14 protein-coding genes are annotated in these 14,100 nt (G+C 69.4%); 7 read left to right on the top strand and 7 right to left on the bottom strand.

Features of this window, described 5'->3' with window-relative positions; translation table 11 throughout:
* Positions 1-2 precede the first annotated feature (2 nt).
* The gene (locus N2M23_RS06120) at positions 3-998 is read left to right on the top strand and encodes an ROK family glucokinase (protein ID WP_265444078.1); all 996 of its coding nucleotides are present in this window, start codon (positions 3-5) and stop codon (positions 996-998) included.
* Entirely contained in the window at positions 995-1,738 is a 744-nt protein-coding gene (locus N2M23_RS06115) for an endonuclease/exonuclease/phosphatase family protein (RefSeq protein WP_265444076.1), read from the top strand. Before N2M23_RS06120 ends, N2M23_RS06115 begins: the two co-directional genes overlap by 4 nt.
* Here the strand turns inward: N2M23_RS06115 and N2M23_RS06110 are convergent.
* Positions 1,735-2,217, bottom strand: coding sequence for a hypothetical protein (locus N2M23_RS06110; protein ID WP_265444075.1), 483 nt, complete (start codon positions 2,215-2,217; stop codon positions 1,735-1,737). The genes N2M23_RS06115 and N2M23_RS06110 overlap by 4 nt on opposite strands.
* Positions 2,214-2,972 (bottom strand): alpha/beta hydrolase, encoded by a 759-nt coding sequence (locus N2M23_RS06105; RefSeq protein ID WP_265444073.1) that lies wholly within the window; start codon positions 2,970-2,972, stop codon positions 2,214-2,216. Before N2M23_RS06105 ends, N2M23_RS06110 begins: the two co-directional genes overlap by 4 nt.
* 14 nt (positions 2,973-2,986) lie before the next feature.
* Between N2M23_RS06105 and N2M23_RS06100 the strand changes: the two genes are divergently transcribed.
* Both N2M23_RS06100 and N2M23_RS06095 read left to right on the top strand, forming a co-directional pair.
* Positions 2,987-3,928, top strand: a complete 942-nt coding sequence (locus N2M23_RS06100) for a lysophospholipid acyltransferase family protein (RefSeq protein ID WP_341870582.1) — start codon at positions 2,987-2,989, stop codon at positions 3,926-3,928.
* Between the two features lie 76 nt (positions 3,929-4,004).
* Positions 4,005-5,348: a class II 3-deoxy-7-phosphoheptulonate synthase gene (locus N2M23_RS06095; protein ID WP_265445088.1), complete on the top strand. Its 1,344-nt coding sequence runs from the start codon at positions 4,005-4,007 to the stop codon at positions 5,346-5,348.
* A gap of 13 nt (positions 5,349-5,361) precedes the next feature.
* Here the strand turns inward: N2M23_RS06095 and pknB are convergent, their stop codons facing one another.
* The 5 genes from pknB to N2M23_RS06070 form a co-directional block, all read right to left on the bottom strand.
* Entirely contained in the window at positions 5,362-7,227 is a 1,866-nt protein-coding gene (gene pknB / locus N2M23_RS06090) for a Stk1 family PASTA domain-containing Ser/Thr kinase (RefSeq protein ID WP_265444071.1), read from the bottom strand.
* Positions 7,228-7,342: 115 nt separating this feature from the next.
* Positions 7,343-8,191, bottom strand: a complete 849-nt coding sequence (locus N2M23_RS06085) for a lytic transglycosylase (RefSeq protein WP_265444070.1) — start codon at positions 8,189-8,191, stop codon at positions 7,343-7,345.
* A 139-nt stretch (positions 8,192-8,330) separates the two neighbouring features.
* Positions 8,331-9,266, bottom strand: coding sequence for a helix-turn-helix transcriptional regulator (locus N2M23_RS06080; protein WP_265445086.1), 936 nt, complete (start codon positions 9,264-9,266; stop codon positions 8,331-8,333).
* 66 nt (positions 9,267-9,332) lie between these two features.
* The gene (locus tag N2M23_RS06075) at positions 9,333-10,316 is read right to left on the bottom strand and encodes a PDR/VanB family oxidoreductase (protein WP_265444069.1); all 984 of its coding nucleotides are present in this window, start codon (positions 10,314-10,316) and stop codon (positions 9,333-9,335) included.
* A 5-nt stretch (positions 10,317-10,321) separates the two neighbouring features.
* On the bottom strand, positions 10,322-11,551 hold the full coding sequence (locus N2M23_RS06070; protein WP_265444067.1) for a cytochrome P450: 1,230 nt from the start codon (positions 11,549-11,551) through the stop codon (positions 10,322-10,324).
* 236 nt (positions 11,552-11,787) lie between these two features.
* On the opposite strand from N2M23_RS06070, the gene N2M23_RS06065 reads away from it, so the two are divergent.
* From N2M23_RS06065 to N2M23_RS06055, 3 genes are read left to right on the top strand one after another with little or no spacing between them, the layout of a single operon-like run.
* Complete coding sequence (locus N2M23_RS06065; RefSeq protein ID WP_265444066.1) at positions 11,788-12,645, top strand: dioxygenase family protein; 858 nt, start codon at positions 11,788-11,790, stop codon at positions 12,643-12,645.
* Positions 12,642-13,712, top strand: a complete 1,071-nt coding sequence (locus N2M23_RS06060) for a maleylacetate reductase (protein ID WP_265444065.1) — start codon at positions 12,642-12,644, stop codon at positions 13,710-13,712. Before N2M23_RS06065 ends, N2M23_RS06060 begins: the two co-directional genes overlap by 4 nt.
* Before the next feature lie 11 nt (positions 13,713-13,723).
* Positions 13,724-14,095, top strand: coding sequence for an Rv2175c family DNA-binding protein (locus N2M23_RS06055; RefSeq protein WP_265444064.1), 372 nt, complete (start codon positions 13,724-13,726; stop codon positions 14,093-14,095).
* The last annotated feature ends 5 nt before the right edge of the window (positions 14,096-14,100 follow it).

Genomic DNA, 14,100 nt, shown 5'->3' with positions numbered 1-14,100 from the left:
CGATGCACGACGCATCCGACTCACCGCTCGCCATCGGCATCGACATCGGCGGCACCAAAGTGGCCGGCGCGCTGGTCGACGCGGCGGGCCGGGTGACCACCCGGGTACGACGCGACACCCCGCACCGCTCGACCGAGCCGCGCGTGGTCGAAGACCTGATCGTCGAAGTCGTGCAGGAGGTGCAGGCCGCGGCCGACCGCGAGGTCGCGGCGGTCGGCATCGGAGCCGCGGGCTTCGTGGCCGCCGACCGGGCGACGGTCGTCTTCGCACCGCATCTGTCCTGGCGGCACGAGCCGCTGCAGGAGGCACTCAGTCGCCGCATCGAGGTGCCGGTCTTCGTCGACAACGATGCCAACGCCGCCTGCTGGGCGGAGTGGCGGTTCGGCAGCGTGCAGGGCGAATCCCATGTGGTGATGGTCAATCTCGGCACGGGCATCGGCGGAGCGATCCTGACCGAAGGCCGCATCGAACGCGGGCGCTTCGGGATCGCCGGCGAGTTCGGGCACATGCAGGTGATGCCCGGCGGGCACCGCTGCGAGTGCGGCAACCGGGGCTGTTGGGAGCAGTACGCCAGTGGCAATGCGCTGGTGCGAGAGGCGCGTTCGCTGCTGGCCGCCGGGTCGCCGCTCGCCCATGACCTGGCTGCCACCGTCGGGGGCGACCCGCAACGGCTCACCGGCCCGATGATCACCGAGGCCGCCCGCGCCGGTGACCCGACCGCCGAGGAGCTGCTGGCCGAGATCGGCACCTGGCTGGGCACTGGTCTGGCCAACCTCGCCGACGCCTTCGACCCGGGCGCCTTCGTCATCGGCGGAGGCGTCAGCGCCGCCGGCAGCATGTTGCTCGACCCGGCGCGGGACTCCTTCCGGCGACACCTCGCCGGCCGTGGCTACCGGCCGGAGGCGCAGATCGTGCAGGCGAGCCTCGGCAACGAGGCCGGCTTCATCGGTGCCGCCGATCTGGCCCGCACCGCCGTACACACCCAAGGAGAGGTATGACGCAGCAACCGCGCACGCCAGGCCGCGGCCAACACCAGGTGCGAGTGGCGTCATACAACGTGCGCGCGTGGAAGGACGACCGCGCGGCGTTGCACGAGGTGATCCGCGCGATCGACGCGGATATCCTTCTGCTGCAAGAGGTTCCGCGGCATCCGCTGTCGGGTCACCGGTTGGCCGGTTTCGCCGACGAGCTCGCACTCACCTGGTTCGGCGGGCGCCGCTACCGGATGAGCACGACCTTGATGACCAAGCTGCGGCTGGACGTGCTCGACGCCCACCACGGCAAGCTGACCGTGCGTCGCGGCGAGGAGCCGCGCGGCTACGGCATCGCCACGGTCCGGCTGCCGGGGCATCGGCCGCTGTGTGCGGTGAGCGTGCATCTGTCGTTGAAGAGCGCGAGGCGGCTGCCACAGGTCGAGGAGATCTTCGCCGAGCTCGGCGCCCCGACGCCGCCGACGGTGCTCGGCGGCGACCTCAACGAGGAACCGACCGGTGCGGTCTGGAAGTACCTCGGTGACAAGCTGCGGCTGGTCAGTCCGGACCGGCCGACCTTCTCCGCGCAACAGCCGGTCAAGCGGATCGACGGGATCTTCGCCTCGGCCGGTTTGCCCGCAACGGCACCCGATCTCGGGCTGGACCCGGCCTTGCTCGCGCGCGCGACCGACCACTTGCCGGTGGTGGTGGACCTGGATCTCAGCGCGCTCGCGGAGCCGGCGACGGGCGGCCGGACCGCCGGTTAGAGGACGGCTCCGTCGTCGTCCTCGTCGAGGTCGTCGCGGTTCTTGGGCTCACGCATGATCAGCTGCACGACGCCGGCGATGAACAGCGCACAGGCCAGCACCCACCACAGCGACTGCGCGTAGCGGTCGAACGCGAACAGGTAGAGCAGCCACGCCGGCCCGCCGACCAGGCAGCCGACCATCGTCCAGAAACCCAGGTCGTCGCCACTCGGCAGCGGCCGCGGCGGATCGGGCTCGAAACTGCCGTCGTCCTCGATGAACGACACGGTGTCATTCGTCGGCATCCGCCACTGCTGCGGCAGATCGGCGAGCGGCGACGCCTCCGGCGGGGCGTCGGGAGCGGTGTCGGCCGACTGCTGCGGCGTGGCCTCCGGCTCCTCCCAGACGGTGTGGTCCGGCTCGAACTGCGCGATGATCTCGGCAAACCGACGGTCGTAGTCGGTCTGCTCGTCAGGCTCGTCACGCCGCTCGAAGCTCATGACGCTCCGGTGACCCGTCTGATGAACTTCACCGTCTCATCCTCGATCAGCGGAGCATCGTTGTCGAGGGTCGCGACGTGATAGCTGTTGGTGAGCAGGAGTTCGGTCTTGTCGGTGCTCGAGGCGCGAGCCATGAACAGCTCCGAACACTCCGGCGGCACGATGTGGTCTTCTGGGGAGTGCATCAGCAGCACGGGTTGGGTGACCTGTGGCAGGTCCCGGGTGACCTGCGCCCACATCTGGCGCTGCGACTGCAACGCCTTCAACGGGGTGCGCTCGTAGGCGAGCTCCTGCACGCCCGGCTTCTTGATGTCGCCGCCGAGCGCCGCGATCGAGGGCACCACGTGTTGCAGCAGCGGAAGCGCCTTGAGCCGCAGGTCCTTCATCTCGAACGCCGGGTTGATCAGCACCAGGCCGTCGACACCGCGGCCGTGCGTCTCGGCGACCAGCGTCGCCAGCGTGCCGCCCATCGACATGCCGACCGCCACCACGTGCTGAGTGCGCGCGGCGAGTTCGCGGTATGCCGCGTCGACCGCCTGCCACCAGTCCTGCCAGGTGGTGCGGTTCAGGTCCTGCCAGGTGGTGCCGTGCCCGGGCAGTCGCGGGAGCCGGACGGTGAACCCCTCGTCGGCGCACCGCTTCGCGATCGGCCGCATGCTCTGCGGGGAGCCGGTGAACCCGTGGCAGACCAGGACGCCGACATCGTTACCGTCGTGACTGAAGGGCTCTGCTCCCGGCAGGACCTGCATCGTCATACATCCTCTGGGGCGTGATCGGTGAGGGGACGGCAGCATCCTCGCACGTCGCCCGCGACCGGGTCTTGCCTGTCGTATGGTTCACCCGGCAGGAGAATCGGCGAGGAGGCACGGTGTTCTACTGGTTGCTCAAATGGGTGCTGTTGGGGCCGCTGCTCCGGGGCATCTTCCGCCCTACCGTGGAGGGCGCCCAGAACGTCCCCGAGGAGGGCCCGGCGATCCTGGCGAGCAACCACCTGTCGATCGCCGACTGGCTGTTCATGCCGCTGGTGATTCCGCGCCGGGTCACGTTCGTGGCCAAGGCCGAGTACTTCACCACCCCCGGTGTGAAGGGACGCCTGCAGAAGTGGTTCTTCTCCGGCGCCGGGCAGGTGCCGATCGACCGGTCGAGCGGGAGCGCCGCGGCCGGGGCGCTCGCGACCGGCATGCGGATCCTTGGTGAGGGCGACCTTTTCGGTATTTACCCCGAGGGCACCCGCTCGCCGGACGGCCGGCTCTACAAGGGCAAGACCGGCATCGCGCGGGTCGCGCTCGAGGCGGGCGTGCCCGTCATACCGGTCGGAGTCATCGGCACCGACGTGATCGCCCCCCAGGGCAAGCTCTTCGGCCGGATCGTGCGCCCGCACGTGCGATTCGGCAAGCCGATGGACTTCTCCCGCTACGAGGGTATGGAGGACGACCGCTTCGTCCTGCGGTCGATCACCGACGAGGTGATGTACGAAATCATGCTGCTCACCGGCCAGGAGTACGTCGACGTTTACGCCTCCACGGTGAAGAACCGGATCACCCAGAAGGCCAAGGAGATCGGCGGCGGCGCCGCGGCGCTCGCGACCCAGGCCAAGGACCGGTTGCAGCACCACGGCGAGGACAAGGACGACAAGCCTGCCGACGACGCAGCGGGCACAGCGGACGCAGAGTCCGTGGAGCCGGCCGGGTCAGCCGAGGCTGATCGCTGAGACCGAGGGCAGGGCACCCATAAGCGGGCCTTACTCTTGATGGGTGAGCACCACCACCCCCACCTTCGCGACCGACCTGCCCAGCACGCTGACCGAGCAGGTCGAGTGGCCGCAGCTGCCCGCTCTGCAGCAGCCGCAGTGGCCGGACACCGAGGCCGTTCGTGCGGTACGCCGGGAGTTGGCTGCGGCACCGCCGCTTGTCTTCGCCGGTGAGTGCGACGTGCTGCGCACCCGGCTCGCCGACGCGGCCGAGGGCAAGGCATTCGTGCTGCAGGGCGGCGACTGCGCCGAGCGCTTCTCCGAGGCGACCGCCGACAACATCCGTGACCGGGTCAAGACGATCCTGCAGATGGCGGCGGTGCTGACGTATGGCGCAAGCACCCCGGTGGTCAAGATCGGCCGGCTGGCCGGGCAGTACGCTAAGCCCCGCAGCAAGGACACCGAGACCCGCGGCGACGTCACCCTGCCGGCCTTCCGGGGCGACATCATCAACGACTTCGACTTCGACCCGGCGGCGCGCACGCCCGACCCGCAGCGACTGCTGCGCGCCTACCACACCGCCTCCTCGACGCTGAACCTCGTGCGCGCCTTCACCACGGGTGGGTTCGCCGACCTGCGGCACGTGCACGAGTGGAACCGCGGCTTCATCGCCAACTCGGCATACGCCCGTTACGAGTCGATCGCGTTGGAGATCGACCGGGCGATGAAGTTCATGCTCGCCTGCGGTGTCGACTTCGAGTCGACCCCGATGAGCGCGGTGGAGTTCTTCGCCAGCCACGAGGCGCTGCTGCTGGACTACGAGCAGCCGCTGACCCGCATCGACTCGCGCACCGGCAACCCCTACGCGGTGTCCGGTCACTTCGTCTGGGTCGGCGAGCGCACCCGTCAGCTGGACGGTGCACACCTCGACTTCGCCTCCCGCATCCGCAACCCGATCGGGGTCAAGCTCGGCCCGACCGCCGACCCGGACGAGGTGCTGGCGATGATCGACAAGCTCGACCCGCACCGCGAGCCGGGCCGGCTGACCTTCATCACCCGGATGGGCGCCGGCAACGTGCGCGAGAAGCTGCCGCCGATCGTGCGCAAGGTCACCGAGTCCGGGGCGAAGGTCGTCTGGATCACCGACCCGATGCACGGCAACACCTTCGAGTCGTCCACCGGTTACAAGACCCGCGAGTTCGACGACATCATCCACGAGGTGCAGGGCTTCTTCGAGGTGCACCGCGACCTCGGCAGCGTGCCCGGCGGCATCCACGTGGAGCTGACCGGCAACGACGTGACCGAGTGCCTCGGCGGCAGTGAGAAGATCCTCGACGCCGACCTGGAGAAGCGCTACGAGACCGCCTGCGACCCGCGGCTCAACCACCAGCAGAGCCTGGAGCTGGCCTTCCTCGTCGCGGAGATGCTCAGCAAGCGCTGAGTGCCCGGACCGCTCAGACGACGTCGATCGTGATCGTGCTGCCCTTGGGCGCCTGCGAGCCGGCATTGACCGACTGGCCCTGCACCTGGAACAGCACCGGCACGAGCAGCGGGTAGCTCGTCTTCACCTGGAAGCCGAGCTTCTCCAACTCGTCCTTGGCATCGCTGGGGGACTTGCCGACGACCTTGGGCACGGTGACCATCACCGGGCCCTTGGAGATCACCAGCTGCACTGCGTCGCCCTTGAAAAGGGTGCCGTCCGAAGGGGATTGGCTGATCACGTCGCCCTTCGCGACGGTGTCGCTGTTCTGCTCCGCGCCGTAGGTGACCTTGAGGCCGGCGTCGGTCAGCTGCTGCTCCGCGTCGGCCTTGGGGCTGCCGGTCACCGACGGCACGGTGATCGGCTGCTTGCCCTTACTGATCACCAGATCGACCGTCGCGCCAGGCTTTTGTGACGTGCCGCCGGTGGGGCTGGTCGAGGAGACCTGACCCTTGGCGGTGCTGTCGTCATACGCCTGGGTGACCGTGCCGACCTTGAGGTGCGCGTCGGTGATCGCCTTCCGGGCGTCGGCCTCGGACTTGCCGACCAGCGAGGGTATGTCGTAACGCTCCGGCCCCTTGGACACCCGCAGCACCACCGCGTCGGTCTTGCGCTGGCCGTCGCCGGCGCCCGGGGTGGTGGACACGACCGTCCCGGAGGCGGCGGTCTCGCTGAAGACCTGCTGCACCTTGGTGTGCAAACCGGCGCGCTGGACGGCGTCGACCGCGGCGCCCTGCTGCTGGCCGACCACAGCGGGCACGTCGACCGAGCCGAGCGGGCCGGCGGTCAAGGCCCAGCCGCCGACACCGCCCACGACGAGCAGCAGCGCGGCGAGCAGGCCGGCGAGAAGCGGCCAGCGGCGACGACCGGTGCGGGCGACCGGAGGGGGCCCGGAGCGGGCGATCTGTCGGGTCGACCCAGGGCGCAGCGGGTCTGTGCGTTCGTGATCGTCGGGCAGAGCAGGTGCCGGCCGCGGCGCGGCGTCGAGTGCTTCGGGGACCAAACCCGCTCGCACCGAACGCAATTCGCGCAGGAACTCGCCGGCGTTCGCCGGGCGGTCGTCCGGGTCGCGGGACGTCGCCCGAGCGACCAGGGCATCGACGGCGGGCGCAATGCTCGGCACCGCATCGGACGGGGTCGGCATGGTGCCGTGCACGTGCTGGTAGGCCACGTGGATGGGGGAGTCACCGGGAAACGCCTTCTGCCCGGTAAGCATTTCGAAAAGCAGCAACCCGGCGGAGTAGACGTCGCTGCGCTCGTCGGCCCGGCCGCGTTCCACCTGCTCGGGGGACAGGTATGCCGCCGTGCCGAGCAGCACGTCGCTGTCCCCGGTGAGGGTGTCGGTGGTGACCGCGCGGGCCAGCCCGAAGTCGGTGACCTTCACCCCGGAGTCCCCGATCAGCACGTTCTCCGGCTTCACGTCCCGGTGCACCAGGCCGGCGCGATGGGCCGCCTGGAGAGCCTGCAGGATGCCGTCGGCGATGTCGAGTGCCTGCCGCGCAGGCAGCGGCGCGTCCTGGCGGATCACCTCGCGCAGCGTGCGCCCGCGCACCAGCTCCATCGCCAGGAAGACATACTGCTCGTCCTCGCCCTGGTCGGTCACCGCAACGACGTTCGGGTGGGTGAGCCGGGCCGCCGAACGCGCCTCACGGCGGAAACGGGCGACGAATTCGGTGTCCCGAGCCAGGTCGGGGCGCATGATCTTCAGCGCGACCTCACGGTCGAGGCGCTGGTCGAGTGCGACATACACCGAGCCCATGCCGCCGTCGGCGAGGTGCCCACGGACGACATACCGTCGATCGACCGTGCGACCGATCAGCGACGGTGCGGTGGTTGACACACTCACAAGCTTACGAACCTCGTGCTCGGCCACCCGTCAGGTCCGGCGGGTGGCGCCCCGAATTGTTGTCCTTCGTGGAGACGTACGGCGCGGGCCGCGCGTTCCGACCAGACGGCTACATGCGCTCCATGTGCGCCCGCACGTTGCGGATGTAGACCTTGGTGTCGTCGTACGGTCCGTGCTTGCGCATCGCGCCGAGCCCCTGGTAGTAGCTGCCGATCGCCTGATCCAGATCCTTGGCGTTCGCGGTGAGATAGCGCAGGATCGCGACCCCGGCGGTCACGTTGTCGTTCGCCTCGAGCAGGTCCAGATTGCGGCCCACCAAGTCCGATGCCCATTCGCCGGACTCGGGCATCACCTGCATCGTGCCGACCGCGTTCACCGACGACACCGCGCGCTGGTTCCAGCCGGACTCCTGCCAGCCGATGCCGAGCGCGAGTTTGCGGCTCACGCCATACCGCTGCGCGGTGTGCTCGATCAGCGCCTTGGTCTGGCTGCGGCTTGGCACCTCGGTCGCGGCCAGCGCGGCCTTGGTGGCCGAACGCCCCTTCTTCAGCACCTGTTTCGGGCTGAGACCGCCATAGGTGTGCGGTGCGCTCGGTGCCTTCCGGGCGCTGGTCCGCACCGCCGTCTTGCGGGCTGTGGTCCGGCCGTTCACCGCGACCGGCACGGCGATCCGGTCGCCGGACAACACCCGGTTGGGGTCGGCGAACTTGTTGGCCTTCAGCAGCGCCGCGAGCGACACCTTGTAGGTCTTGGCGATGGTGGTCAGGTTGTCGCCGGGCCGGATCGTGTATGACGCCTTCTTGCGCACCGGCGTCTTGGCCGCCTTGGTGGTGTGCCGTTTCGCGACGGCCGGCGCCTTGGACTTCTTCGGTGGCGTCGCGGCAGGCTTCTTGGTGCGCGCCTCGGCGTGTATGGCGTGCGCGGTCGCCGGCGGTGCACCTGCGGTGATGGGTGCCATGGGTCTCCTTCAGCTCAGCCGGCGCGACCCGAGGGCCGCCGGTTCCGGCTGTTACGGCTGGGACAGGTGTGACTCACCCGAAAAGTAGTCGGTTTGGTCGTCCGAGCGGGTGACCCGGCGCCCTGGGGCGTGTCGTGGCTCAGCGACCCCGTCGCGCGATGCCGCTGCGAGTCTGCGACGGAAGTTCGCCGAACTTGGTGCGGTAGGCCGCCGAAAACCGCCCCAGGTGCACCAGCCCGCTGGACCGCGCCGCCTCGGTCACGTCGGCGCGGCCTTCGCGCAACAGGTCGTGCGCGTGCTGCAGCCGGACATCGCGAAGGTAGGTCATCGGGGACATCCCGAACTGGTCCTGGAAGACCTCCTGCAAGCGCCGCACGCTCGTGCCGCCCGCGGCGGCGAGGTCGGCGACGGTCAGCGATCCGCCGAAGTGCTGCTCGATGTGGGCGACCACCCGTCGTACCGTGCGCGGGGTCGAGGGGTGACCGCCGTCGCGCAGCTGAGCCAGGTAGTTGTGCGGCTGCGCGTTGAGGGTCGCGACCACGAGCGTGCGGATGTACTGCTCCCGGATCCGCCGGTCCTCGAAGGCGGCCGGATCGTTGAACTCGGTGAGCAGCAAGCGCACCAGCCGCAGCCAGGACCGTCCCGAGGCTGTGTCCAGCCGGAACTGTGACTCGAAGACGAGCGGCTCCTCCAACGGCACCCCGAGCAACTGCTCCAACTCGTGCTCGACGAGCGTTCGCGACAGCTTGATCCCGACGACGCCGGTGTCCGGGTCCCAATGGTGCAGCGCGTGCTCGGCGCCGACGTTGTGCACCGACGCCGACGTGCCTTGCACCTCGACGTCGGTGTCACCACTGCGCGCATGCAGTCGGCCCTGCCACGCGAAATTGATGTGGTACGTGGTGTTTTCGAGCCGGGGCGTGATGCGCAGGTCCCGCCCCGGCTGGACGTAACCGATCGTCAGTTCCGGGGTCTGCGTCGCGAAGAGCATCCCCGTGCCGCGAAACGCCCCCGCCCCGGCGGCGAGCGCCGCCGGGTAGTAGACCGCGTTGAGCCGGGCCGCGAACTCGTCCAGGTCGGTGGTCCGGGTCAGCGGGTGATTGCTCAGCGGGGGCTCGATGGTGCTCAGCGGGGCAGATCCTTACAACTCCAGCCGCAGGCGTTCGCCGCGACTACGCGAGACACAGATGAACATCGTGTCCATCGCCTCCTGCTCCTGCGGGGTCAGCAGACTGTCCCGGTGCTCGACCGTGCCGGCCAGCACCCCGGTCTCGCAGGTGCCGCAGGTGCCTTCCTGGCACGAGGACGGTACGTCGACCCCGTGCTGGCGCAGCGCCTCCAGGACGGAGCACCCGGCCGGTACGTTCACGATATCGCCCGTCTCGGCCAATTCCACCTCGAACTCCACATCCTCGGTGTCGCCCAGGTCCTTGGGCGCGAAGCGTTCGACGTGCGGTGTCGGCATGCTCCGGTCGCTGCAGGTGCGTTCCAGTGCACCCAGCAGACCTTCCGGCCCGCAGCAGTAGACGACGCCGTCCGCCGGCACGCTCTCGACGATGCCCGGCAGATCCAGCACGCCGTGCTCGTCCTGCGGGTGCAGCACGACCTGCTCGTCATACCGGCTGGTGAGCTGGTCGTGGAAGGCCATCGACTCCAGGCAGCGCCCGCCGTAGAACAGCCGCCACGGTGTGCCGGTGCGCGTGGCCTGCGCGATCATCGGCAGCAGCGGCGTGATCCCGATGCCGCCGGCGATGAACGTGTAGTGCGGTGCCTCGACGAGCGCGAAGTGGTTGCGCGGTCCCTGCACCGTGATCTCGGTGCCCTCGTGCACCTGCTCGTGGACGTATGCCGAGCCGCCCCGCCCGTCGGGCTCGCGCAGGACGGCCACCTGCCAGCGGGTCGGGTCCGTGGGGTCGCCGCACAGGGAGTACTGCCGCGGCCCGATGTCGAGCATCAGGTCGACATGCGCACCGGGGGACCAGTGCGGCAACGGCACCCCGTCGGCGCGTTCCAGGGTGAGCAGCACTACCTCGGGGGTGAGTGATTCGCGCGCGGCGACCTGCAGGTGCAAGGTCTGCTCGGGGGCGGTGGTCGTCGGGATGTGTCCGGTCAGCATCGCGGTCATCACACTCACCACGCCACCGGCAGGCTGCGGACGGCCCGGAAGAACCAGCCGCTCGTCACCGCCTGCTCGCCGGTCTGCTCGCGCAGGTCGGGGAAGGTGGTCAGCAGTTCGTCGAGCGCGATCCGCTCGACCGCCTTGCCGAAGTGGCTTCCGGCGCAGGTGTGCGCGCCGGCGCTGAACGCCAGGTGTGGCTGCGCCGCACGGTCGATGTCGAAGGCATCCGGGTTGTCCCAGCGTGTCTCGTCGCGGTTGGCCGAGCCCATCGAGCAGAAGACGATGTCGCCGACTTCGATCGCCTGGCCGGCGACCTGCGTCGGGGCGGTCGCCCGGCGGGTGAAGATGCCGATCGGGGCGATCCAGCGCAGGCCCTCCTCGATCGCCTGCGGCAGCAACGCACGGTCGGCGCGCACCCGCTCGAGCTGGTCCGGGTTGCGCAGCAGGCCGAGCAGCGAATTGGCGGCACCGTGCCCCGGCTCCTGCATGGCGCCGAGCAGCACGACATACAGGGTCGGCCAGAGCACGTCCGCCGATCGGGGTGTGCCGTCGGTGGCATCGTGCACCCAGTGCGACAGGCTGGTGTCGTCCGGCTGCGCGGTGACCCGGTCGATGATCGGCAGCACGGTCTGCCGGATTTCTTCCTTGATCCGGTCGGCCTCCTCGAAGGCCGCCTTGTTCACCAGCTGCCCGGACTCGTCGATCGACTTGTTGACCAGCGCCTGGCTGAGCCCGTGGAACCACTTCTGCAGGGTCGGGCTGTCGACCGACTCCAGGCCGAGCAGGTCACCGAGCGCCCGGACGCTCACCGGTTCGAAGTATTCGGTGACGATCTCCGCCGAACCCTTCGGTCCCAGCTGCGCGAGCAGCTGTCGCGCGTAGGGACGCACCAGGTCGTCGATGTAGGTCGCAACCTTCCGCTTGCGCAGTTGCGGATCGATGAACGCCCGCTGCTCACGATGCGGATCGCCTTCTGCCGACAGCACATTGCCCTCACCGAACAGCGTCATGTGGGCCAGGTCGGAGGCGCCGTGGAAGGTCGCGTCGCTGCCGACCTGCTTGACGTCGTCATAGCGAGTCACGAACCAGACGTCGCCCATCTGCGGCACCTTCACGATGGGGTTGTCGCGGCGCAGTCGGGCGTAAATGTCGTACGGGCTGTCGGTCAGCTGCTGCTCGAGCTCGGTCTGGCTGAGGGCGGCCAGCCACGATGGCGTGTGGGTGAGCGTGCTCTCGGTCATGGTCTCTCCTTGTCTGGCGTCGCGATCACAACGGCGGTGTGGTCGGGATCGCGGAAACCTATTGCGCGGATCACACCCGTGCTATCCGGTTCGCGCGGACGCGATCCGCAAAGCGCCGTGGAGTGAGTTGGGACACCAGCTCGTCGCGGATTCCGGAGGGTGCTCGCGCGGGGAGGACAGCGACGACGGGTGCCCCGTCATACGGTCGGCAGAACCGAGCAAGGAGACATGTGGCGATGACCGACGATCTGACCAAACGGGTGCAGGCAAGCTTCACCGACCGGACCGACGAGCGGCTGATGGAGCTTCTCGTGCCGCTGGTGCAGCACCTGCACGACTACGCGCGTGAGGTCGACCTGAAGTTCGACGAGTGGGAGTACGCGATCGACTTCCTCACCCGCACCGGGCAGCAGTGCGACGATGTGCGTCAGGAGTTCGTGCTGTTGTCGGACGTGCTCGGCCTGTCGACACTGATCGAACAGCTGGACTCCGCGAGCCACCCCGAGGCAACCGCGTCCACCGTGCTCGGGCCGTTCCATCTGGTGGCCTCGCCGGCACGACGGATGCGTGAGGACATCAGCGCCGCGGTCCCCGGGTCGAGGGCGCTCGTGCGCGGGCGCGTTATCGACACGCAGGGCCGTCCGGTCGCCGGTGCCCAGGTGGACGTGTGGCAGTCCGACGCGGACGGCAACTACGACGTGCAGCGGGAGCCCGACCAGATCGGAGTCGGCCGCGGCCTGTTCACCGCGGGCGAGGACGGCAGCTTCGAGTTCGTCACGGTGCGGCCGAGCAAGTATCCGGTGCCGACCGACGGCCCGGTCGGTCAGTTGCTCGGTGCGACCGGCCGGCACCCTTATCGTCCGGCGCACATCCACTTCCAGGTCACCGCGCCAGGTCACCTCAGCCTGACGACGCATGTCTTCGACGCGGACAGCGAATACCTCGACACGGACACGGTTTTCGCGGCAACGCCGGAGCTGGAGGAGTCGTTCGTGCCGGTCGACGACCCGCAGCTTGCCGGGCAACTGGGCATTGCGAACCCGTTCCAGAGCGTCGAGGTCGAGCTCGTGCTCGCGGTCGAGGGCGACGCGTGAGCCGTCGACGCTTCACGGTGACCGAACACGGTCGGCGGGTGCGGTTCGGGCCCAGCGCGCTCGCCGAGCTGCCCGACGCGCTCGCCGAGCTCGACAGCACCCGAGCGCTGGTGGTCTGCACGGCAGGCCAGCGTGACCTGGCGCAGGCTGCGGTTGCGGTTGCGTCCGATCGGGTCGCCGGCGTCTTCGACGGCGCGGTGATGCACGTGCCCGCCGAGTGCGCCGATCTGGCGGTGGCGCACTTTCGAGACCGAGCCGCGGATGCGGTGGTAGCCGTCGGCGGGAGTTCGAGCACCGGCCTGGCCAAGGCGATCGCACTGCGTTGCGACGCGCCGATCGTCGCCGTGCCGACCACCTACGCCGGGTCGGAGATGACGCCGGTGTGGGGGTTGACCGAGTCGGGCGTCAAACGCACCGGCCGGGAGGAGCGGGTCCGGCCGGCCGCGGTGCTCTACGACCCCAAACTGACGGTGTCGCTGCCGGTGCCGATCTCGGTGACCAGCGGTTTCAACGCGATCGCGCACGCGGTCGAGGCGTCCTACGCGCCGGACGGCAACCGGTTCATCGACCTGCTGGCCGACGAAGGAGTCCGCTCCCTTCTTTCCGGTATGCCGAAAATAGTTGCCGATCCTGCAGATTCGGTGGCGCGGTCGGACGCGCTCTACGGCGCCTGGATGTGCGGGGCGACGCTGGGTGAGACGACGATGGGGCTGCATCACGCCCTCTGCCACCGGCTGGGAGGCGCGCTCAACCTGCCGCACGCTGACACCCACACGGTCCTGCTGCCCTACGTGCTGGCCTTCAACGCCGAGGCCGCCGACCGGATCGCGGGGGTGATCGCAGCCGCGCTCGACACCCGCGACCCGGCCCCCGTGGCGCTGCAGGATGCGGCGCGCGCGTGGGGCGCGCCCACTTCGCTCGCCGAGTTGGGGGTCAGCCAGGCCGATCTGTCCCGGGTCAGCGGCGCACTGGCGGGGGACTACGTCAACCCGCGGCCGGTGACCGGTGCGGAGGTGACGCAACTGCTGCGCCGAGCGCTCGCGGGGGAGGCGCCAACCGCTCATTAGACTGGCCGACCGTGACGGACGATGCGAATGACCTGGAGACACTCGTCGGCGAGTGGCTGTCCATCCCGGAGTTCGGTGATGCGCTCGGGATCCCCCAACGGCAGGCCCGACGGCTGGTCGACGACAAGGTGGTGCTCGGCCACCGCGTCGGTCCGAACAACGCGCTCAGCGTGCCGGCGGCCTTCGTCGAAGAGGACCACCTGCTGACCGGGCTGGAGGGCACGATCACCGTGCTGCGGGACGCGCGGCTGGGTGACGCCGAAGCGCTGGAATGGCTCTTCACGACCGATCCGACGCTGCCGATCGACGGCTCGCCGATCACCATGCTCCAGGCGCACCGCAAGGCAGAGGTGCGCAAGCGGGCCTCCGAGCTCGCCTTCTAGGACCC

Source organism: Flexivirga meconopsidis (genome assembly GCF_026162425.1).
Classification (GTDB): domain Bacteria; phylum Actinomycetota; class Actinomycetes; order Actinomycetales; family Dermatophilaceae; genus Flexivirga; species Flexivirga meconopsidis.
This window is presented reverse-complemented; position numbering and strand designations above follow the sequence as displayed.

What these genes read in the sequence shown, in the direction of transcription:
- N2M23_RS06120 (WP_265444078.1), top strand. Translation starts at nt 3, where the DNA reads ATGCACGACGCATCCGACTCACCGCTCGCCATCGGCATCGACATCGGC.
- N2M23_RS06115 (WP_265444076.1), top strand. Translation starts at nt 995, where the DNA reads ATGACGCAGCAACCGCGCACGCCAGGCCGCGGCCAACACCAGGTGCGA.
- N2M23_RS06110 (WP_265444075.1), bottom strand. Translation starts at nt 2,217, where the DNA reads ATGAGCTTCGAGCGGCGTGACGAGCCTGACGAGCAGACCGACTACGAC.
- N2M23_RS06105 (WP_265444073.1), bottom strand. Translation starts at nt 2,972, where the DNA reads ATGACGATGCAGGTCCTGCCGGGAGCAGAGCCCTTCAGTCACGACGGT.
- N2M23_RS06085 (WP_265444070.1), bottom strand. Translation starts at nt 8,191, where the DNA reads ATGGCACCCATCACCGCAGGTGCACCGCCGGCGACCGCGCACGCCATA.
- N2M23_RS06075 (WP_265444069.1), bottom strand. Translation starts at nt 10,316, where the DNA reads ATGACCGCGATGCTGACCGGACACATCCCGACGACCACCGCCCCCGAG.
- N2M23_RS06070 (WP_265444067.1), bottom strand. Translation starts at nt 11,551, where the DNA reads ATGACCGAGAGCACGCTCACCCACACGCCATCGTGGCTGGCCGCCCTC.
- N2M23_RS06065 (WP_265444066.1), top strand. Translation starts at nt 11,788, where the DNA reads ATGACCGACGATCTGACCAAACGGGTGCAGGCAAGCTTCACCGACCGG.